The sequence below is a fragment of the Aquamicrobium segne genome (genome assembly GCF_042656785.1).
Classification (GTDB): domain Bacteria; phylum Pseudomonadota; class Alphaproteobacteria; order Rhizobiales; family Rhizobiaceae; genus Mesorhizobium; species Mesorhizobium segne.
In genome coordinates this window covers 38,021-58,918 of record NZ_JBHSLL010000025.1, presented here as the reverse complement: position 1 = coordinate 58,918, position 20,898 = coordinate 38,021, and the positions used below count along the sequence as shown (strand labels likewise).

Annotated in this window: 22 protein-coding genes; 11 read left to right on the top strand and 11 right to left on the bottom strand. The window is 55.6% G+C overall.

Annotated features, from left to right (window positions below; genetic code table 11):
• Window positions 1–95: 95 nt before the first annotated feature.
• The 3 genes from ACFPLB_RS08990 to ACFPLB_RS08980 are packed head-to-tail and all read left to right on the top strand — an operon-like array spanning window position 96 to window position 2,631.
• On the top strand, window positions 96–725 hold the full coding sequence (locus tag ACFPLB_RS08990) for a DUF1285 domain-containing protein (RefSeq protein WP_378229211.1): 630 nt from the start codon (window positions 96–98) through the stop codon (window positions 723–725).
• Window positions 726–727: 2 nt separating this feature from the next.
• The gene (locus ACFPLB_RS08985) at window positions 728–1,363 is read left to right on the top strand and encodes a CoA pyrophosphatase (RefSeq protein WP_378229016.1); all 636 of its coding nucleotides are present in this window, start codon (window positions 728–730) and stop codon (window positions 1,361–1,363) included.
• On the top strand, window positions 1,360–2,631 hold the full coding sequence (locus ACFPLB_RS08980; RefSeq protein ID WP_378229015.1) for a CCA tRNA nucleotidyltransferase: 1,272 nt from the start codon (window positions 1,360–1,362) through the stop codon (window positions 2,629–2,631). Before ACFPLB_RS08985 ends, ACFPLB_RS08980 begins: the two co-directional genes overlap by 4 nt.
• Window positions 2,632–2,772: 141 nt before the next feature.
• Here ACFPLB_RS08980 and hemF read toward each other — a convergent pair whose 3' ends face one another.
• Window positions 2,773–3,690: an oxygen-dependent coproporphyrinogen oxidase gene (gene hemF / locus ACFPLB_RS08975; RefSeq protein WP_378229014.1), complete on the bottom strand. Its 918-nt coding sequence runs from the start codon at window positions 3,688–3,690 to the stop codon at window positions 2,773–2,775.
• A gap of 96 nt (window positions 3,691–3,786) precedes the next feature.
• Between hemF and ACFPLB_RS08970 the strand changes: the two genes are divergently transcribed.
• Complete coding sequence (locus tag ACFPLB_RS08970; protein WP_378229013.1) at window positions 3,787–4,044, top strand: hypothetical protein; 258 nt, start codon at window positions 3,787–3,789, stop codon at window positions 4,042–4,044.
• An 11-nt stretch (window positions 4,045–4,055) separates the two neighbouring features.
• Here ACFPLB_RS08970 and ACFPLB_RS08965 read toward each other — a convergent pair whose 3' ends face one another.
• Entirely contained in the window at window positions 4,056–4,514 is a 459-nt protein-coding gene (locus ACFPLB_RS08965; protein WP_378229012.1) for a tRNA (cytidine(34)-2'-O)-methyltransferase, read from the bottom strand.
• A 177-nt stretch (window positions 4,515–4,691) separates the two neighbouring features.
• Here ACFPLB_RS08965 and ACFPLB_RS08960 point away from each other — a divergent pair, with 177 nt between their 5' ends.
• The 6 genes from ACFPLB_RS08960 to ACFPLB_RS08935 all read left to right on the top strand — a co-directional run bounded on the left by ACFPLB_RS08960 (window position 4,692) and on the right by ACFPLB_RS08935 (window position 12,185).
• The gene (locus ACFPLB_RS08960; protein WP_378229011.1) at window positions 4,692–6,578 is read left to right on the top strand and encodes an ABC transporter ATP-binding protein; all 1,887 of its coding nucleotides are present in this window, start codon (window positions 4,692–4,694) and stop codon (window positions 6,576–6,578) included.
• Window positions 6,579–6,636: 58 nt separating this feature from the next.
• Window positions 6,637–8,517, top strand: a complete 1,881-nt coding sequence (locus tag ACFPLB_RS08955; protein ID WP_378229010.1) for an ABC transporter ATP-binding protein — start codon at window positions 6,637–6,639, stop codon at window positions 8,515–8,517.
• A gap of 261 nt (window positions 8,518–8,778) precedes the next feature.
• Window positions 8,779–9,342 (top strand): ubiquinol-cytochrome c reductase iron-sulfur subunit, encoded by a 564-nt coding sequence (petA, locus tag ACFPLB_RS08950; RefSeq protein ID WP_378229009.1) that lies wholly within the window; start codon window positions 8,779–8,781, stop codon window positions 9,340–9,342.
• 14 nt (window positions 9,343–9,356) lie between these two features.
• The gene (locus tag ACFPLB_RS08945) at window positions 9,357–10,658 is read left to right on the top strand and encodes a cytochrome b (protein ID WP_378229008.1); all 1,302 of its coding nucleotides are present in this window, start codon (window positions 9,357–9,359) and stop codon (window positions 10,656–10,658) included.
• Window positions 10,659–10,687: 29 nt separating this feature from the next.
• A complete protein-coding gene (locus tag ACFPLB_RS08940) occupies window positions 10,688–11,545 on the top strand; it encodes a cytochrome c1 (RefSeq protein WP_378229007.1) in 858 nt (285 codons plus the stop codon).
• 94 nt (window positions 11,546–11,639) lie between these two features.
• Window positions 11,640–12,185 (top strand): adenine phosphoribosyltransferase, encoded by a 546-nt coding sequence (locus ACFPLB_RS08935; protein ID WP_378229006.1) that lies wholly within the window; start codon window positions 11,640–11,642, stop codon window positions 12,183–12,185.
• 194 nt (window positions 12,186–12,379) lie between these two features.
• On the opposite strand, the gene ACFPLB_RS08930 is transcribed toward ACFPLB_RS08935, so the two are convergent.
• Window positions 12,380–12,649, bottom strand: coding sequence for a PepSY domain-containing protein (locus ACFPLB_RS08930; protein ID WP_378229005.1), 270 nt, complete (start codon window positions 12,647–12,649; stop codon window positions 12,380–12,382).
• Window positions 12,650–12,895: 246 nt separating this feature from the next.
• On the opposite strand from ACFPLB_RS08930, the gene ACFPLB_RS08925 reads away from it, so the two are divergent.
• Window positions 12,896–13,198: an alkylphosphonate utilization protein gene (locus tag ACFPLB_RS08925; RefSeq protein ID WP_378229004.1), complete on the top strand. Its 303-nt coding sequence runs from the start codon at window positions 12,896–12,898 to the stop codon at window positions 13,196–13,198.
• A 47-nt stretch (window positions 13,199–13,245) separates the two neighbouring features.
• Here ACFPLB_RS08925 and ychF read toward each other — a convergent pair whose 3' ends face one another.
• The 8 genes from ychF to pgeF form a co-directional block, all read right to left on the bottom strand.
• Window positions 13,246–14,349, bottom strand: a complete 1,104-nt coding sequence (ychF, locus tag ACFPLB_RS08920) for a redox-regulated ATPase YchF (protein ID WP_378229003.1) — start codon at window positions 14,347–14,349, stop codon at window positions 13,246–13,248.
• Window positions 14,350–14,430: 81 nt separating this feature from the next.
• Window positions 14,431–15,162 carry an aminoacyl-tRNA hydrolase gene (gene pth / locus ACFPLB_RS08915; RefSeq protein ID WP_378229002.1) on the bottom strand — a complete coding sequence of 244 codons (732 nt, stop codon included), beginning with the start codon at window positions 15,160–15,162 and terminating at the stop codon, window positions 14,431–14,433.
• 23 nt (window positions 15,163–15,185) lie between these two features.
• Window positions 15,186–15,809 (bottom strand): 50S ribosomal protein L25/general stress protein Ctc, encoded by a 624-nt coding sequence (locus tag ACFPLB_RS08910; RefSeq protein ID WP_378229001.1) that lies wholly within the window; start codon window positions 15,807–15,809, stop codon window positions 15,186–15,188.
• A gap of 232 nt (window positions 15,810–16,041) precedes the next feature.
• Window positions 16,042–17,244, bottom strand: a complete 1,203-nt coding sequence (locus tag ACFPLB_RS08905) for an MFS transporter (RefSeq protein WP_378229000.1) — start codon at window positions 17,242–17,244, stop codon at window positions 16,042–16,044.
• Window positions 17,245–17,252: 8 nt separating this feature from the next.
• Entirely contained in the window at window positions 17,253–18,188 is a 936-nt protein-coding gene (locus ACFPLB_RS08900) for a ribose-phosphate pyrophosphokinase (RefSeq protein WP_378228999.1), read from the bottom strand.
• 143 nt (window positions 18,189–18,331) lie between these two features.
• Window positions 18,332–18,850 carry a hypothetical protein gene (locus tag ACFPLB_RS08895; RefSeq protein ID WP_378228998.1) on the bottom strand — a complete coding sequence of 173 codons (519 nt, stop codon included), beginning with the start codon at window positions 18,848–18,850 and terminating at the stop codon, window positions 18,332–18,334.
• 73 nt (window positions 18,851–18,923) lie between these two features.
• Window positions 18,924–20,075 (bottom strand): M24 family metallopeptidase, encoded by a 1,152-nt coding sequence (locus tag ACFPLB_RS08890; protein ID WP_378228997.1) that lies wholly within the window; start codon window positions 20,073–20,075, stop codon window positions 18,924–18,926.
• Window positions 20,076–20,079: 4 nt separating this feature from the next.
• Window positions 20,080–20,871, bottom strand: coding sequence for a peptidoglycan editing factor PgeF (gene pgeF / locus ACFPLB_RS08885; protein WP_378228996.1), 792 nt, complete (start codon window positions 20,869–20,871; stop codon window positions 20,080–20,082).
• Window positions 20,872–20,898: the final 27 nt, after the last annotated feature.

The window sequence follows — 20,898 nt, the reverse complement described above, 5'->3', positions numbered from 1 at the left end:
TGGTGCTATGACTTACAGCCATTATACAGACATTCAAGATGTCTAAAATACGTACCCATGCTGACAAGCGTGATAACAGTGACTATTTCGTGACCATGACCCAAAGCAAGACAGATCAACAAAAAAGCCTTGTCACTGCCGCAGATGCCGGCGGGCTTGAGGCGCTGATTGCGCGTGCCGCCAGCGCAGAGAGGGGTTTGCCGCCTGTCGAGCGCTGGAATCCGGAGTTTTGCGGTGATCTGGATATGGAAATCCGGGCCGATGGCACGTGGTTTTATCTTGGCACACCGATTGGCCGACCTGCGCTGGTGCGGCTGTTTTCAACCGTATTGCGCAAGGATGAAGATGGGCGCACCTATCTGGTTACGCCGGTAGAGAAGGTCGGCATCAAGGTTGTCGATGCGCCTTTTGTAGCGGTTGAGGTCGATGTCTCGCAGCGCAACGGACAGCAGATTGTGACTTTTCGCACCAATGTCGGCGATGTGGTGGAGGCAGGCCCCGATCATCCGCTGCGCTTTGTCGAAGAAGACAAAACCGGCGGGCTCAAACCTTATGTGCTGGTGCGTGGACGGCTGGAGGCGCTGGCCTCACGCCCGGTCATGTATCAGCTTGTCGAGCATGGCGAGGAGGTTGAGACCGCGCAAGGCACGATGTTTGCGCTGCGCTCGAAGGGACAAATCTATCCAATCATGCCGACAGCGCAGTTGCGGCAGTTGAGCCTGTGAATGTGAGTGCCGCCATTTCTCCTTTTTCGGCCGAAGCGTTTCGCTTGAGGGCGCAGGGCCAGACGAAGACAGGTGAAAGCGAGGCCGAATATGGTGATTATCGTTTCAATCCCGGCCATCCGCGTCCAAGGGTAAAACAGGAATTTCTGCGTTCGGCTGCTGTGCTGATCCCGGTGGTCGATCATGGGGAGGAGGCCACGGTTTTGCTCACCAAACGGGCTGAAACCTTGCGCAACCATACCGGGCAGGTTGCGTTTCCGGGCGGGCGCATTGATCCGACGGATCCAACGCCCGAATATGCGGCGCTGCGCGAGACTGAGGAAGAAATTGGTCTGCCGGAAGGCCATATCGAGGTGATCGGCCGGATGCCGGATTATGTGTCGGGTTCGGGCTACCGCATTGCGCCGGTGCTTTCGGTGGTCAAACCGGGTTTTCATCTCATGCTCAATCCTGACGAGGTGGATGCAGCTTTTGAGGTGCCATTGCGGTTTTTGATGGACCCGGCCAATCACCACCGCAACAGCCGCATGTGGGGTGAGCTTGAGTGGATGTTTTATGAAATGCCCTATCAAGACCGCTATATCTGGGGCGTGACGGCTGGCATTATCCGTATCCTTTATGAAAGGCTTTATGCGTGAGCGATCAGGTGAGCATTGCCGGTTGCGACTGGCTGGCGCAAGCTGATTTGCAGCGCCTCCTGTCGGTTTTAAGTGAGGGCGGCGAACAGGCGCGCATAGCCGGTGGTGCGGTGCGCAATGCGCTGCTGGGCCAGATGGTTGCCGATATTGATATTGCCACCACCACTGTGCCGCAAGAAACCATGAAACGGGCAATTGCCGCCGGGTTCAAGGTGGCGCCAACCGGCATTGATCATGGAACGGTGACCGTGATTGCCGGGGGTACACCGTTTGAGGTGACGACCCTGCGCGCCGATATCGAGACGGATGGGCGTCATGCAAGCGTCGTCTTCGGGCGGGACTGGAAGGCGGATGCTGAACGGCGCGATTTCACCATCAATGGGCTTTATGCCAAGGCCGACGGAACGGTCATTGATCTGGTGGGCGGGCTTGCTGACATCAAGGCACGGCAATTGCGTTTCATTGGTGATCCGCAAGCGCGTATTCGTGAGGATTATCTGCGTATCTTGCGCTTTTTCCGCTTCTTTGCCTGGTATGGCCATGGGCGGCCAGATGCTGAGGGCCTGAAAGCCTGTGTGCAGTTGAAAGACGGGCTGGACCGTCTTTCAGTCGAGCGGGTCTGGGCGGAATTGAAAAAGCTGTTAAGCGCGCCCGATCCGTCACGCGCCTTGTTATGGATGCGGCAGGCCGGTGTGTTGTCGCATGTGCTGCCCGAAAGCGAGAAATGGGGCATTGATAGCATTCATGGACTGGTGCGGGCGCAAATGGATCTTGACTGGCCCATTGATGCCATGCTCCGGCTTGAAAGCATCCTGCCGCCAGATGCGGCGCGCCTGAAAGATATGGCAAAGCGGTTGCGCCTGTCGCGGGCGCAGACCGAGCGCCTGCAAAACTGGGCGCTGGCCCCATCGGTGCGACCCGATACGAGCGAGCGTGCGCTTTCGCGTCAGCTTTATACTGGCAATGTAGAGGCCATTACAGACCGCTTGCGCCTTGCCTTGTCTGCGGCGCGGGCGCGTGCTGTCGGTGATGACAAGGCCCTGGTTGAGGCGGGCGGCTATTTTCGCCAGCTGCGCTTTGTTCAAGGTTGGGACAGGCCGGACTTTCCCGTAAAAGGTGCCGATCTGAAAGGGCTGGGGCTTGTTGCAGGCCCAAAACTTGGCGCCCTGCTCAAGCAATTGGAGCAGGAATGGATCGACAGCAACTTTATGCTTGGGCGTGAGGCGCTTCTGGCACGTGCCGCAGAGGTGACCGGGCCACAGACCTGATCACATCTGCGAATTGATTGTTTCCTTAGAGCCGCATTGTTGCGACGTCAGATGGTTCCATCTGTACTCACAAAATGCTCCAAGTCTTTGTTTATACGCATAATCTTATCCAAAAAGTCTACAACTTTTTGGGATTATGCTTTACGGCCATTTTGCCTCTGGCGGCAGGCTCGACAGGATGGAATTGACATTGCCGCCGGTCTTCAGGCCAAAAGTCGTGCCCCGATCATAAAGCAGATTGAACTCGGCATAGCGGCCACGGCGCACAAGCTGTTCCTCGCGGTCCTGTTCGCTCCAGCCATTGTTGAAATTCTGGCGCACAATATGCTGATAGACGACCAGAAAGGCGCGTCCGACATCCTGGGTAAAGGCAAAATCGGCCTGCCAGCCGCCGCGGCTTTCATCTGAATGCAGCCAGTCATAAAAAATACCGCCAATGCCGCGGGCTTCCTGACGGTGGGGCAGGTAAAAATACTCGTCGCACCAGTCCTTGTAGCGCTGATAATCGACAATGCCTGAATGTTTGTCACAGGCAAACTGCATGGCGCGGTGGAAGGCGATACTGTCGGGGTCTTCCTGTGTACGACGCCGGTCAAGCACGGGGGTGAGGTCAGCGCCACCACCAAACCATTGCCGCGAGGTGACAACCATGCGCGTATTCATGTGAACGGTGGGCACATTCGGGTTCCACGGATGGGCGATCAGCGAAATGCCGCTGGCCCAGAAACTTGGGTCTTCATCTGCGCCGGGTATCTGCTTGCGAAATTCTGGCGAAAACTCGCCATGGACGGCTGAGGTATGGACGCCGACCTTTTCAAACAGCCGCCCCTTCATGATTGACATGACACCGCCACCGCCGCGGCCCTCATCGCGCTCCCACGGGCTGCGCTCGAAACGACCGGGCGTCCAGGACGATTGCGGACCGGACAATTCGTCTTCCAATGCTTCAAAGGCAGCGCAGATGCGGTCACGCAAATCCTCAAACCAAGCTTGAGCAATCTGTTTTTTATTGTCGATGTCAGCCGGCAATCCTGCCGGAATCTCGGGGCGTTGCTGCACTGGCATCTCCGCTTGGTCGAACTCTGTTCGTAAAATGACTCGTCTTTTCCAATTGTGATCCCTAATCTGTGTGCAGCAAGCGTCAAGGAGGCTTTTTTGCGCACGCCTGCAAGACCGCCGCTGGAGGGACTGAAAAAGAGCCTGCAACGCAGCCGTGCACAGCATGGCGGTGGGCGCAGCGACGGGTTTTTGCGCGAGACATTCGTGCTGCCGCGTTCCGATGCGCGCGCCAAGGCGCAGGAATGGTTCAAACGCTGGCCCAAACAGGCTTACTGGACTGAAATCGAAAGCTGGTTTGAGCGCCCCGGCGACGTTATTGAATTTACCATTCGCCGCCTGCCCGCCGCTGATTGATCTTTATTTTATTATTTTAATTGTCGCACGGCTTCGCCGGTGACCATGGCCACCGACAGGGCAAGATTGAGGCTGCGTGCGCCTTTCACCATGGGAATGATCAGGCGTGTATCGGCTTTTTCATGCACGGAAGCGGGAACGCCTGATGATTCGCGCCCAAAAAGCAGCGTGTCGGCAGGTGAAAACCGAAAATCCGTATAGGGGCTGGCCGCTTTGGTGGAAAACAGCACCAGTCGGCGCCCGGCAGCAGAATGCGCAGCCTCAAAAGCAGTCCAGTCGATGTGGCGGGTCAGGCGGGCCATTTCCAGATAATCCATGCCGGCGCGTTTGAGCGCCCGGTCGGAAAGATCAAAACCTGCTGGCTCGATGATATCGACACCAAGTCCCAGACAGGCGGCCAGCCGCAGAATGGTGCCGGTATTACCGGCAATATCGGGCTGGTAAAGGGCAATGCGCAGACCGGTTTCCAAAGGCTTGTTCTTTTTGAGCTTGCTGTTTTATGGCCATAATGTGCGAACATGCCTATAAGGCATTTTGCGGTTGGATGAAAATATCCGGCATCGCATCAAGACAACTGTAACAAGAGCTTGCAAGACTGTGTAGCCGACAGGGTACATGGATTAAGCCACTGTCGTGAAAGAACCAACATGTTTGGCTGGTTTGAAAAAAGGCTCGATCCCTTCCCGGCTGAAGAGCCGATGGAGCCACCCACAACCCTGATCGCCTTTTGTGTGCATTTCACCCGTGGCGCATGGCCCTATATCGCCATCGACGCAGCATTGATTGCAGCCATTGCCATTACAGAAGTGTGGATGTTTCAGTTTCTGGGCTCGATCGTTGACTGGCTCTCGGCCCATGACCGCGAAACCTTCCTGCAAATCGAAGGCTGGAAGCTATTTGGCATGGGCTTTGTCGTGCTTGTGCTGTTACCGGCAATCGTGTGGTTCCAGTCACTGATCCATACCCAGACGCTGATGGGTAACCACCCGATGCGCATTCGCTGGCAGGTGCATCGTTATCTGCTCAAGCAGTCGATGACGTTTTATCAGGATGAATTTGCCGGTCGCATTGCCACCAAGCTGATGCAGACGGCGCTGGCTGTGCGCGATTGCGTCATCAAGCTGGTTGATGTGCTCAATTATGTGGCCGTCTATTTTCTGGGCGTGCTGGTCATTGTCGGTTCAGCCGACTGGCGGCTGGCCACGCCTTTGGTGGTATGGCTGATCGGTTATATTATACTGCTGCGTTATTTTGTGCCGCGTCTGGGCCATGTCGGCAAGGAACAGGCGGATGCCCGCTCACTGATGACGGGTCGCATTGTTGACAGCTATACCAATATCCAGACCGTGAAGCTGTTTTCGCATGCGCAGCGTGAGGCAGGCTATGTGCGTGAAAGCATGTCGCTGTTTCTGGATACGGTCTATCGTTCCATGCGGCTGGTCACCAGTCTTTATGGTCTGCTCTATCTCCTGAACTCCCTGTTGCTGGTTTGTGTGGCTGCTTTGTCAATCTGGCTGTGGCTGGGGGCGCAGGTTTCCATCGGTGCGGTCGCCGTGGTGATTGGTCTGGTGCTGCGCTTGTGGGGCATGTCGCAATGGATCATGTGGGAAGTGTCGGCCCTGTTTGAAAATATCGGCACGGTGCAAGATGGCATCAGTTCGATTTCCATGCCGCGTCTGGTGCAAGACAAGGCGGGTGCAAAAACTCTGACAGTCGATAAGGGCGAGATTGTCTTTGACGGGATCGGTTTTCACTACGGCAAGAAAAAAGGCATCATTGAAGATCTGTCGCTGCATGTGAAGCCGGGCGAAAAGGTGGGTATTGTCGGGCGCTCAGGGGCTGGCAAATCGACGCTGGTCAATCTTCTGCTGCGGTTTTACGACCTTGAGCGCGGGCATATACGCATTGACGGGCAAGATATTGCCGATGTCACGCAAGATTCACTGCGCGCTCAGATCGGCATGGTCACACAAGATACCTCGCTGATGCATCGGTCGGTGCGTGATAACATTGTCTATGGTCGGCCCGATGCAAGTGAGGATATGGTGATTGAGGCCGCACGCCGCGCCGAAGCGCTTGACTTCATTGGCGGGCTTTCAGATGCAAAAGGTCGCAAAGGGCTGGACGCGCATGTGGGCGAGCGCGGCGTCAAACTTTCCGGCGGGCAGAGGCAACGCATCGCCATTGCGCGCGTTATGCTGAAAGATGCACCGATCCTCATTCTTGATGAGGCAACCTCCGCGCTTGATTCGGAAGTTGAATCCGCCATACAGGAGAATCTTTACAAGCTCATGCAGGGCAAGACGGTGATTGCCATTGCGCACCGGCTGTCAACCATTGCGGCCATGGACCGGCTGGTGGTGATGGACAAGGGGCGTATCATCGAAGAAGGCACACATGAGGAACTGATTGCCATGAATGACCTTTATGCGCAGTTGTGGCAGCGCCAAACGGGCGGTTTTCTTGCCGATGATGATGGACATGAACCGGTAGCCCGCATGAAGCTTGAACTGGGAGATGACCTGGCTGAATGATAAAAACATGCCCCGCCGGTCGGCGCTCACATCTTGCTGACAGGGCGGTGCGCCTGCCATGATGAAAACTGTCTATCACTGGTTTGAACAAAGGGTCGATACGTTTGGCGAGCCTGCTGATTTAAGGCCGCCTGCTACAGTTACAGGCTTCATATGGCATTATGTGGGGCAGGCAAAATTTGCCTTTTTTGCCATGCTGGTCGTTGGCGGTGTTGCACCGCTGGTGGAGGCCGGGCTGTTTTATTTTGTCGGGCGGCTGGTTGATATACTCGACCAGCTTCCCGCAGAGCGCAGCTGGACTGTCTTATGGGATGCGGCTGGCTGGGAGCTGATTTTCATGGCGGTTGTGGTGCTGGTCATCCGCACCATGGTTGTGGGGTTTGCTGCCCTGCTGAACGAGCAGACGATTACACCGGGCTTTTATAATCTGGTGCGCTGGCAGGCACACCGGCATGTTTCGCGCCAGTCTTATAGCTTTTTCCAGAATGATTTTGCTGGCCGTATCGCCACCAAGGTGTGGCAGGCCGGGCAGGCGACCGGCGACCTGATGGAAAGTTTCATCGAAGTCGTGTGGTTCATGATTGTCTATACGGTTACCACTCTGGTGCTGGTTGCCGGGCTTGACTGGCGGCTGGCGGTGCTGGTCCTTGTGTGGATTGCCGCCTTTGGCTGGCTGGCGCACATCTATCTGCCTGAAATTCGCAAACATGCCGAGGCCACGGCCGAGGCCGGCTCGATGATCAATGGCCGCATTGTCGATTCCTATTCCAATGTGCAGACTTTGAAACTGTTCGCCGCTGATGGTGATGATCGCTATCTGCGCAGCGGTTTTGATATTTATCTGGGCGCCTTGCGTCCCTTTACCCGGCGGCTGACCGGAGTGCGGATGGCGCTGACGGCGCTGTCTGGCCTGATGATTGTGCTGATTGCCTGTTTCAGTGTCTATCTGTGGGTGGAAGGTTCGATCACGGTTGGGGCGGTTGCGTTCACCCTGGCGCTGGTCTTGCGCCTCAACATGCTGCTGGGGCGGCTGATGATGCAGCTCAATGGTATCTTGCGCAATCTGGGTGTGCTGGAAAATTCCAAGCAACTGATTTCGCAACCGCTTGGGCTGGTCGATGCGCCACAGGCCAGAGAGCTTGTTGTCACCGGCGGCAGGCTTGAGATCAACAACCTCACCTTCCGCTACGGTCAGAAGAAAAACGTGCTGGACAGCATCAATCTTGTTGTGCAGCCGGGCGAAAAGATCGGGCTGATTGGCCCGTCGGGGGCGGGCAAGACCACGCTCGTCAATCTGATTCTTCGCCTTTACGACATAGAAGATGGGGCGATCCTGATTGATGGGCAGAATATTGCGGATGTGACGCAAAATTCGCTGCGCTCCCATATTGGCGTTGTCAGTCAGGATACCGCGCTGTTTCATCGCTCCTTGCGTGACAATATCCGGCTTGGTGTGCCTGACGCCAGTGAGGAGGAAGTGATTGCGGCGGCAAAAAGGGCCGAGGCGCATGAATTCATTATGTCGCTTGCGGATAATCGCGGCCGCAAGGGTTATGATGCCTATGTTGGCGAGCGCGGTGTCAAACTTTCCGGTGGCCAGCGCCAGCGCGTGGCAATTTCGCGGGTGTTCTTGAAAGATGCGCCGATTCTTATTCTGGATGAGGCAACCTCTGCGCTCGATTCGGATGTCGAGGCAGCCATTCAGGAAAATCTCTACAAGTTGATGCAGGGCAAAACCGTGATTGCCATAGCCCACAGATTGTCCACCATTGCCGCACTTGATCGCCTTGTCGTGCTCGATCATGGTCGCATTGTCGAACAAGGCACACATGATGAACTGGTGGCGCTGGATGGTCTGTATGCCCGGCTGTGGCGGCGGCAATCCGGCGGTTTTTTATTCAATGAAGAAAGCCCGCTGGAGGAAACGCGCCCGGCCTGACACATGGGCGGTTGACCTTTCAATGCCAGGCGCTGGCAGGTCACTGGCAGAAAAAGTTGGAAAAAACGGCCTTTTATTGCCGCGACAATCTGCCTTCTCTTGCGTTGCGGTCTGGACAAGTGAAGGCTTCGCGCATAAGCCTTGAATCAAAATGCTGGAGGAGTTCGGCTGGCCCTTTGCCATGCGTGCAAGGCTGGTGCCTGAATTGGTTCAGGATCGAAGACACCTTTAGTGTGGAAGAGGCGAAAGGATCAGTCACCCGTGAGCGAAACCGATATTGAAAATCCAGCCCGGCGAGATTTTCTGTACATCGCCACCGGCATGGCCGGCGTTGTCGGAGCGGGCGCTGTCGCCTGGCCATTCATTGATCAGATGCGCCCTGACGCTTCAACGCGCGCCTTGTCGTCGGTCGAGGTGGATGTCGAGGCTTTGGAGCCGGGCATGTCGTTGACAGTCAAATGGCGTGGCAAGCCGGTTTTCGTGCGCAATCGCACGCCTCAGGAAATTGAAGAGGCGCAAGCCGTCGAACTTGGTGAGCTGAAGGACCCATTGGCCCGTAACGCCAATCTTGGCAGCGATGCGCCCGCGTCCGACATTGATCGCTCGGCCGGTGAAGGCAAGGAAAACTGGCTGGTCATGGTTGGCGTGTGCACCCATCTGGGGTGTATCCCGCTTGGTCAGCAGGGTGAGTTCGGTGGCTGGTTCTGCCCGTGCCACGGCTCGCATTATGATACGGCCGGTCGTATCCGTAAGGGTCCGGCGCCAGAGAATATGGCTGTGCCGGTCTTTGAGTTTATTTCAGACACCAAGATTCGTATCGGCTGAGGGGAAAAGATTCGATGAGCGAGGGACATTCCACCTATACGCCGGCGACCGGCCTTGGCCGCTGGTTTGATGCGCGCATGCCGCTGCCGCGACTGGTTTATGACAGTTTCATTGCCTATCCGGTTCCGCGCAATCTCAACTATATGTGGACCTTTGGCGGCATTTTGTCGATCATGCTGGTTGCACAGATCCTGACCGGCATCGTGCTGGCCATGCATTATGTATCGGACACCGCACTTGCGTTTACTTCGGTCGAAAAGATCATGCGCGACGTGAATTCCGGCTGGCTGCTGCGCTATATGCACGCCAATGGTGCGTCATTCTTCTTTGTCGCTGTTTATCTGCACATCATGCGCGGACTTTACTATGGCTCCTACAAGGCGCCACGTGAGCTTTTGTGGATTTTGGGTTGCATTATCTATCTGTTGATGATGGCAACAGGCTTCATGGGCTATGTTCTGCCCTGGGGGCAGATGTCCTTCTGGGGCGCAACCGTCATCACCGGTTTCTTCACCGCCGTTCCGCTGGTCGGCAACTGGATACAGGAATTGCTGCTGGGCGGCTTTGCCGTTGATAATCCGACGCTGAATCGCTTCTTTGCGCTGCATTATCTGCTGCCCTTCATGATTGCCGGTGTGGTTGTGCTGCATGTGTGGGCGCTGCATGTCACCGGCCAGAACAACCCGACCGGGATTGAAGTGAAATCGAAGACCGATACGGTGGCTTTCACGCCTTATGCGACCATCAAGGACGCGCTGGGCATGATCGTGTTCCTGCTGGTGTTTGCCTATTTCATTTTCTATATGCCCAATTATCTGGGCCATGCCGATAACTACATTCAGGCTGACCCGCTCAAGACACCGGCGCATATTGTTCCTGAATGGTATTTCCTGCCTTTCTACGCAATCCTGCGGGCTATTACCTTCAATATCGGGCCGATCGATTCCAAGCTGGGCGGCGTTCTGGCCATGTTCGGCGCCATTGCGGTGCTGTTTGTCGTGCCATGGCTTGACACTTCAAAAGTTCGCTCGGCGGTTTATCGTCCCTGGTATCGCCTGTTTTTCTGGATCTTTGTCATTGACTGCATCTTCCTGGGCTGGCTGGGTTCGCGTCCCGCAGAAGGCGCTTATGTGATCATGGCGCAGGTCGGAACGCTTTATTACTTCGCGTTCTTCATCGTCATCATGCCGGTTCTGGGCCTGATCGAGACGCCGCGGCGCTTGCCGAACTCGATCACCGAAGCCGTGCTGGAAAAGAACGGGGGCGCTGGGGCCAATCATCTGGATGGCGCAGCGGCACCGGAAACCCGGGGTTGAGCGAAGAGTCTTTCGAGAGGAATTTGGGTATGAAGAAGATTCTCGCTTCACTGATAACCGCAGGGTTGATGGTGGCCGGGGGCGTGGCGATCGCTCAGGATGAAGAAGGCACAGCGGCTGAGCCGACCAGCTTCCCCATCCATAAGCCGCAACAGATGGACTGGAGCTTCGCCGGGCCTTTTGGCACTTACGACAAGGCGCAACTCCAGCGTGGTCTCAAGGTTTACACGGAAGTGTGCGCGGCTTGCCACTCCATGGATCTGGTGGCCTTTCGTACGCTTGAGGACCTTGGCTATTCGGAAGAACAGGTGAAAGCCTTTGCTGCCGAATACACCATTGAAGACGGCCCCAATGATGATGGCGACATGTTTGAGCGTCCGGGCCTGCCGTCTGACTATTTCACCTCGCCCTATCCGAACCTGCAGGCAGCGGCAGCTTCCAACAATGGTGCGGCTCCGCCGGACTTTTCGCTGATCGCCAAGGCCCGTGGTGTCGAGCGCGGCTTCCCGACCTTTGTTTTCGACATTTTTACACAATATGCCGAGAACGGGCCTGATTATATTCATGCGCTACTGACCGGCTATGATGAAGAGCCGCCGGCCGGCATGGATATTCCGGAAGCCACCTATTACAATCCCTACTTCATCGGTGGAAAGTCGCTGGCCATGGCGCCGCCCCTGTCCGATGAACAGGTGACTTATGAAGATGGTACGCCCGAGACCGTTGACCAGTATTCGCGTGACGTGTCAGCCTTCCTGATGTGGGCCGCCGAGCCGCATCTTGAAGACCGCAAGAAAACGGGTTTCCGCGTTATGGTCTTTTTGATCCTGTTTGCTGGCCTGATGTATGCCACCAAGCGTCGGGTGTGGTCCAAGATACCGCACTGACGTGTCCGGCTGATTGAGACACTTCAAGAATTAAGGGCGCTTGAATGCGCCCTTTTCTTTTTTGCATAAAACTGGGACTGAACTGGAAAGCGTTATGACCTTGTCCGCCAAAGACCGGCTTTTATCTTCCATTCGCACCATTCCTGATTATCCAAAGCCGGGTGTCCAGTTTCGCGACATCACAACGCTTCTGGGCAATGCCAATGCCTTTGCCACAGCGGTAGAAGATCTGGCGCAGCCCTTTATCGGCTCCGGCATTGATAAAATTGCCGGTATCGAAGCGCGTGGCTTTATTCTGGGTGGTGCGGTTGCCCATCGGCTTTGCGCCGGTTTTGTACCGATCCGCAAGAAAGGCAAGCTGCCGCATGACACGGTTCGTGTGGCTTACAGCCTTGAATATGGCGTGGATGAAATGGAAATTCACCGCGATGGTGTCAAGGCCGGAGAAAAAGTCATTCTGATCGATGATTTGATCGCTACCGGCGGTACGGCGGAAGCTGCGGTCAGGCTGTTGGGGCAGATCGGCGCGGAGCTTGTTGCGGCCTGTTTTGTGATTGATCTTCCTGATCTTGGCGGTCGCCGCAAGCTGGAAGCGCTGGGTGTGCCTGTGCGCACGCTTATCGCCTTCGAGGGCGATTAGAGCATCGGACCGAAAAGTGGAATCGGTTTTTGGATTATTCCGATGCTTATTCAAAGTGTTAGAGCGTCCTTTGTGCGTCCGATTGGATGCACGGCGCTCTAAACTGATTGTTTTGTCTGTAACGACCTGCCGCCCGAACTGAAAGCAGTTTTGGGCGGCAGGCTTTATCTGGCTACAAAATGCCTTGAAGCGGGTTAGTCCAGATCTTTATCGGTAATTGCCAGGGTTGAGGGGTCGAGCTCGAGATCATATTCACGCCCGTCAGAATGAATGGCATCATCGACTTCCCAAACCTTGCCATCATCAAGTTCGATTTCACCCCATGAGGTAAAACCTTCAGCCTTGAGAACAGCTTCAATTTTGGCTCGCTCTTCAGCGGTCGGGGCACGATCATCTGCAAATGCGGCAACAGTCATAGGCGAAGTCAGCAGCGCTGCCAAGACTAGGGGGCGGATAATACGCATATGATTCCTTTCATTGTTGTCCCTTCGCCCACTTATAGAACAGGTTGTATGGCATTTTCATGATTGGGTTGTTTAAAGCGTGTCGCGATCTTTCAGATCCACGCGATACGCTTTAAGTTATTGTTATTACGCATGTCTTTACCCCGAAACTGGTTCCCAGTTCGGGAGACAGGCTTTAGATATCATGTGCCACATCAATGGTTTTGTGGGCTTGGCAAAACACACAGCGTTTGCGATATGGGGCTTATGAATACTTCCAATGACGATTACGTATATGACGAGGCAACCGGCGAATGGCGTCCCGCCTCAGAACTGGCAGCAGAGATTGCAGCGCAAAATGCGGTGCGTGATGCCTCGGGCAATATCTTGACCGATGGCGATTCCGTAGTGCTGATCAAGGATCTGAAGGTCAAGGGTGCGGGGCAGACACTGAAACAGGGCACGGTGATCCGCTCGATCCGGCTGACCGACAATCCTGAAGAAATCGATTGCCGCCATGAGGGGATCAAGGGCCTTGTTTTGCGAACCGAGTTTGTCAGAAAACGCTGAACGCTTTGCAGCCAGACAGTACCGTCTGGCCGCAATATGATCTAGAATTAGGTATTGAACCGAAACAGGATGACATCGCCGTCCTGCACCACATATTCCTTGCCCTCATCGCGCGCCTTGCCTGCCTCCTTGGCCGCCACCTCGCCACCAAGCGTGATGAAATCCTGATAGGCAATGGTCTGGGCGCGAATGAAACCACGCTCGAAATCGGTATGAATGACCCCGGCAGCCTGCGGGGCCTTGGTGCCGCGCTCAATCGTCCAGGCGCGTGTTTCCTTTGGTCCGGCGGTGAAATAGGTGATGAGTTGCAAAAGCTCGTAACCGGCGCGGATCAGCCGATCAAGACCCGGTTCTTCCAGCCCCATGGAGGCCAGAAATTCCTGTGCCTCTTCATCGGGAAGCTGGGCAACTTCAGCCTCGATGGCAGCCGAAATAATGACCACTTTGGCGCCTTGCGCCTCAGCCATTGCAGCCACGGCCTTGGTGTGCTCATTGCCCTCGGCTGCGTCGTTTTCAGAAACATTGCATACATAAAGCACAGGGTGCGAGGTCAGCAGGTTAAGACCCCTGAGTATCTGCAGGTCTTCCGGGGCAATACCGTCAAGCAAAATGCGGGTGGGCTTTCCACCTTGCAGAAGTTCCAGCGCCTGTTCCATCATCGGCAGGATGGTGATGGACTCCTTGTCCTTGCCGGTGGCGCGCTTGCGGGTCTGCACAATACGCCGCTCAAGGCTTTCCAGATCGGCCAGCATCAGTTCTGTCTCGACCGTTTCAGCATCGGCTACGGGGTCGATACGGCCCTCGACATGGGTGATGTCGTCATCTTCAAAGCAGCGCAGCACATGGACAATGGCATCCACCTCGCGGATATTGGCAAGAAACTGATTGCCAAGACCCTCGCCTTTGGAAGCGCCGCGCACCAGGCCGGCAATATCGACGAAGGAAATACGGGTCGGGATGATCTCTTTCGATCCGGCTGCTGCCGCAACCTTCTTCATGCGCGGATCAGGAACGGCGACCTCGCCGGTGTTCGGTTCGATTGTGCAGAATGGATAATTGGCAGCCTGTGCGGCGGCGGTTCTGGTCAGCGCATTGAAAAGTGTTGACTTGCCGACATTGGGCAGGCCGACGATGCCGCATTTGAAACCCATGATTGACTGATCCTGTTTCTACGGGAGATTTTTCTTCCCCCGGCTATGGTGGAAAGGGCAACGCCCTCAAGGCAGGGCTGGTTATTCCTTGCCAAATAATTTTTTGAGCATGGCAGCCATCGGCCCGTTTTCGGGAAGTGTGTTGACGCGGGGTGCCTGCTGGCGCGCCTGCCTGATATGGCTTTGCCCTTTTGGCGCTGCTTTTTTGGGCGGCGGTGTGTCGTGGGCGCCTGTGGGTTGAAGTTTTTCACGCAAGGCAAGCGTGACCCGGTTCATGAAGGAGCTTTCGTCATTCCTGGCAATCAACCCGGCATGAACGGCAATGGCGTCGAGCAATACCCCCAGCCATTCCTGATCGCTTTTGGAAAAATCGCCCAGCACATGATTGTGGACCATTTCCCGGACGCCGGGATGACCAACGCCGATGCGCACCCGCCGGTAATCCTTGCCGATATGCTGGTCGAGCGAGCGGATGCCATTATGGCCACCGGCGCCGCCGCCTTTTTTTATCCGCAGCTTGCCGGGTTCAAGATCGATCTCGTCATAAAAAACGGTAACGGCAGAGGAGGGGAGCTTGTAAAAGCGCAACGCTTCACCGACCGACTGACCGGAAAGGTTCATGAAGGTCTGCGGTCTGACCAGCAGTATCTTTTTACCTTCAAGCTGGCCTTCGGCAATTTCAGCCTGAAATTTGCGTGTCCATGGCGAAAAGGAATGGTGGCGGGCAATTGCGTCCGCCACCATGAAACCGACATTGTGCCGGTTGTTTGCGTATTTCGCACCCGGATTGCCGAGGCCCACAAAGAGCAGCATCGTTACCCTCCGGACGTGGCGAATCAGGTCTCTGGCGTGGCCTCTGCGTCGTCCTCTTCGCCATCGGCGTCAGACTTGGCAGCAGCAGAACCGGCAAGTGTGGCAACGGTAAAGTCGCGGTCAGCGATGACCGGGGTAATGCCTTCAGGCACCTGAACCTTGGAAATATGGATCACATCACCGATTTCCACGCCATCAAGGTCAACAATGATGGAGTCCGGGATCTTGTCGGCCGGGCAGATGAATTCCACCTCGTGACGCACCACGTTGAGAACGCCGCCGCGCTTGAGGCCGGGCGACTTTTCTTCATTGATGAACTGAACCGGAATGTTGACGTTGACTTCGGTCTTGGCGCTGACGCGCAGGAAATCAACATGCAGGGGAAAATCGCGAACCACGTCAAGCTGATAGTCTTTGGGCAGAACGCGGATTTTCTTGCCGTCAACATTGATCGTGGCAACGGTGGTCATGAAGTTGCCGCCGTGGATCTTGTAGAAAATGTCCTTGTAGGACACGGCAATAGCCAGGGGAGGCTGCTTGTCACCATAGATGACTGCGGGAATCTTGCCGTCACGGCGAATGGCACGGGCGGACCCCTTACCGACCCTGTCGCGCGTTTCGGCCTTGAGCTCATATCCGGTGCTCATGGCATTTCCTTTCAAATTGTGGAGCGCTTGCCGGGGTGTTATTCCCTGGTAAACGTGAAAAACCCCGCAAATTTCAAAACGCTGCCCTGTTAACAGGCATAACGACAGAAAAAGGCGGGTTGTTTCGACCGCGTTTGCCTCCAAGGGTGTCTGCGCGGCTGGCGGGTCTATAGCGGAACTGGCCGGTTCGTGCAAGACCGGCGCGCGGTTGCGTGCGGGCGCAGAGGCGGTTTTATCCTTTTGCTGCCCGGACCTGTTTCATGTTGGGCAAGAACACGGTCAAAATTCCAAATAGCGGCAGGAAAGAGCAGGCGTGATATACATATTCAATGCCCTTGGCATCTGCCAGCACACCTAAAAATGCAGCCGCAATGCCGCCAATCCCGAAAGCAAAGCCAAAGAAGATACCGGCGATCATGCCGACCCGGCCAGGAACCAGTTCCTGTGCAAAGACAACAATGTTGGAAAAGGCCGATGACATGATCAGACCGATCATGATGGTGAGGATGATGGTCCATTCATAGTTTGCGTAAGGCAGGGCAAGCGTAAAGGGAATGACACCGACAATGGAAAACCAGATCATGGTTTTTTGACCAAGACGGTCGCCAAAGGGGCCGCCAAGAAGAATGCCAAGGGCAGACGAACCCAAAAATGCAAAGAGCATGATTTGCGAGGTTTGCACCGAGACATTGAATTTTTCGATGACATAAAAAGTATAGTAGCTGGAGATGCCCGCCGTATAGGCGTTTTTGGAAAAAACCAGAATGGTGAGAATGACAAGCGCCCACACGACCTGTTTGCGCGGCAAGGTAAAGACAGCTGGCGCAGGATTTTTTCCACTCGCAATGCGTGCCTGCAAGCGCTTGTACCAGGCGCTGACCTGATAAAGCAGGGCAATGCCCAGCAGTGAAAGGGCTGCAAACCAGATAATGCTTGCCTGACCATAGGGAACCACGATGAATGCGGCCAGAAGCGGGCCGATCGCCTGACCGGCATTACCCCCGACCTGAAACAGCGATTGGGCCATTCCATGACGCCCGCCCGAAGCCAGACGGGCGATGCGTGAAGATTCAGGGTGGAATATGGCTGAGCCGATACCGATCAATGTGGCGCCCAGAAGAAGCAGCCAGTAGTGACCGGCATAGGCCACGATGATCAGCCCGATCAGTGAGGCGCTCATGCCGGCGGGTAGTGAAAAGGGCATGGGTTTTTTGTCGGTGATGAGACCGACGGCAGGCTGCAACAGCGACGCTGTCAGTTGAAAGGTCAGCGTCAGCAGCCCGATTTGCCAGAAATCGAGCCCGTAATTATCTTTCAGCAGCGGATAGATTGCCGATAACAGCGACTGCATGACATCATTGATAGCGTGGCACAGGCTCACCGCCAAAATGATGCTGAATGTCGTGCCGGTTGCGGACGCTGCTTTGACTGACATGTTGCGGGTCAGTCGAACAGGCTGGAGACCGATTTTTCAGAAGCCGTTCGCGCAATGGCCTCACCAAGCAGGTCGGCAATGGTGATGGTGCGGATATTGGGGGCGTCAATCACCGCCTGAACCGGCTGGATGGAATCGGTAATGACCAGTTCCTGAAGCTGCGAATTGACAATGCGTTCGGCCGCAGCCCCTGAAAGAACGCCATGGGTGATATAGGCAGTAACGCTGGTGGCGCCCTTTTCCAGAAGCGCATCTGCCGCATTGCACAGCGTGCCTCCTGAATCGACGATGTCATCAATGAGCAGGCAATTCTTGCCTGCAACCTCACCGATCAGGTTCATGACTTCCGATTCACCGGGGCGTTCGCGGCGCTTGTCGACAATGGCAAGCTGGGCGTCAATGCGTTTGGCAAGTGCGCGCGCGCGCACCACACCGCCTGTATCGGGCGAGACAACCATGACGTTTTCAAGCTGCTTGTATTTGGCTTTCACGTCACGCGCCATCACCGGAACCGAAAACAGATTGTCGGTCGGAATGTCAAAAAATCCCTGAATCTGACCGGCATGAAGGTCAAGTGTCAGCACGCGCGATGCACCGGCGCGGGTGATCATATTGGCAACCAGCTTGGCTGAAATGGGGGTGCGCCCTGAAGCCCTGCGGTCCTGCCGCGCATAGCCGAAATAGGGGATGACTGCCGTAATGCGCCGTGCAGATGAGCGCATGAAGGCATCCATCATGATGAGCAGTTCCATCAGGTGATCATTGGTTGGATAGGAGGTGGACTGGAGAATGAACACATCCTCACCGCGCACATTTTCCTGAATCTCGACAAAGATTTCCTGATCGGCAAAGCGGCGCACGCTGGCCTTGCCCAGGGGAATGTTCAAATAGCGGGCGACCGCTTCCGCCAGCACCTTGTTGGAATTGCCCGCAAAAAGTTTCATGTCTTGGTCCCGGAGAGAAGTTAGAAGGGGTTTTAGTCGCCTTATCGCGTATTGCAAGCGTCAGAAGCGGGTTTTTACGTACAGGCCCCAAGAATCAGATGCTGATATTGCCTGTCGTGCAGGAGAGCGGGAGAATGGGGTGCCTAATTCCCATCTTGTTGTGTCTGGAGCCAAATGGCAAGTTGGCCCATGCTTGTTGCGGCTATGGTGTGCAGTGTCTGGCGGGCAATGCCGGGCCAGCCTTGGGCACCATTGAGCGCTTGGGTCTTTTGCTGGTTGGAGAGCCGGTGCAGGCGATTGCCTGACGGATCATAAATATCCCACACCGAAATGACGGTGGCACCGCCATTTTCGTTGAGAACCGAAAAATAGCCTTTCAAAATATGGGTTGCATCGGAGGTGGAGTCGCCTGCCAGCGGGATGGCGCGCAAATGTGCCTGCTGCTGCAGGTTTTCGACAAGGGGGGCGGCCAGTTCCTCTGAAACGCCAATAACAGGCGCCACCTGAAGTCTGATGTTTTGTGCCTGTGCGGGCTGCAAGACTGCTGGCGAAACAGAATGACCATTTGCGGCAGTCTGCTCTTGTCGTGTGGAATCGGGGCTGGTGCAGGCTGATAAAGACAGCATGACAGGCAGCAGGATCGACAAGGCTTTTCGGTTCATGCTTTCTCTCGATGCCGGACATGTATGGGCACTGCTTGCACATATACAGGACCGCACCTTGAAGAAAGCCCGGCTATTTTACGATCAGCTCAAGATCATGGCGCGAAAGCGGTCGGGGCTGGGTGTCGGTCGTCAGATAGGTGCGGCCCAGCGTCATGGCCGTTTCACTTTCTGAATCCATGATGATCATATGGGCAAACAGGGTCATGTTGGGCGCAATCGGTTCAGAATTGCCCTGATAAAACATCGGCGTATCCATCCATGATGGTGCAAAGCGGGCCCCGACCGAATAGCCGCAGGTGTTGAGCCGGTGCTTTGTCAGCCCATGCGCTTCCATCGCACGGGAAAAAGTATCAAAGACGCTGCCGAAATTATTGTCGGGGGTGAGATTTTTTTCCACCGCCAGAAGCGTGGCATGGGCTGCTTCATAAAGTTCCTGATGACGGCGCGAGGCCTTGCCGGTCAGGATCGTGCGTATCATCGGTGCATGATAGTGATGAAAGACCCCGGCCCATTCGAGCGTGATCTGGTCATTCTTGTTGAGCTTGCGCCGACCGGACTTGTAGCGGCACAAAAGCGCGTCAGGGCCTGATCCGACAACAAACCCGTTGGCCGGGTAATCGCCGCCACCGGCCAGAACCGTGCTTTGCAAGCTTGCCAGAATTGCGGCCTCGTCACCGCCTTGCTTGATGAGAGGCAGTGCTGCATCCAGCGCGTCATCGGCCAGTGCGGCGGCTTTTTCCACCTTGGCAATTTCTGCCGGGCTTTTGAACAGGCGCAGACGGCTGACAACGCCGGATGCATCGGAAATCTGGCCAAAACTCTTTAATTGCTCATCCAGTTGACGCCCATTCAACGCGGTCAGGCCGTGCGTGTCATATTCCACGCCGATACGTGCGCCCAGCAGGTCCATCTCATTGAGCAGATTGCGCAGGTCAATGGCCGGATTGGCCCCCTCACGGTCAGTCCATAAAACGATATTGTCAATAATGGAGGTGTGGCGCGCCTGGCGCAGATCAGCCGAGCGCGTCAGCAATGTCGTGGAGCCATCGGCCTGCACAACCAGGCACTGGAAAAGACAGAAGCCGAATGTGTCATAGCCTGTCAGCCAATACATGCTTTCTTGTGCAAACAGCAAAAGCGCATCCAGTTTGCGCTCTGCCATTTCGATCATCAGCCGGTCGCGCCTTGTGTCAAACTCGGATTGTTCGAAATGCAGGGCCATGACGTTACTCCTCGATAGAAATCGCCGAGACCTGCCGGCCGTAATCCGGCTCATTGCGATGGGTCGCGCGGCGGTAGGAATAGAAAAGCTTTTCTTGCGCATAGGTGCAATGACCGAGCATTTCAGCAATTACACCTGCTTTGCGCAGGCGCGCAATTGTATAGCCGTTAAGGTCAAAGAAAAAATGATCCGGTCTGCCGGAAGGGGTAAACCACTCTTCATTGGCAGCATCAGCAATGATGAAGCGCTCGCGAAATTCGGGGCCGACTTCATAATTGGGGCCGCTGATCGATGGCCCAAGCACAGCCGTGATCGAATCGCGACGGGCCCCCAGACCCTCCATTGCCGCAATCGTGTTTTCAAGCACGCCGGTAAAGGCCCCTTTCCAGCCTGCATGGGCAGCGCCGATGATCCGGGCTTGCGGATCGGCAAACAGGACAGGCCCGCAATCGGCGGCCAATGCGCCAAGCGCAAGGCCCGGCCGGTTGGTGACCATGGCGTCCGCCCTGGGGCGCCCGCCTGAAAAATTCTCGTGGGCGATCACCACATCGGGTGAGTGGATTTGGTGGACGGTCAGGAGGTTGAGTGGTGAAACGCCCATCCATTGGGCCACGCGCCGCCGGTTTTCAGCCACCAGTTTCTGGTCGTCTCGTGAACCGGTACCAACATTGAGGCCCTGATAAATACCTTCGGAGACACCACCGATGCGGGTGAAATAACCGTGCCTGATCCCGTTTGCAGCGGCTTTTTCCAGCAGTGGAGAGCAGATTGGTTCCGGCTTTTGCTGATTCGACATTGGGGCTTTGTTGTCTCCTCGAAGCGT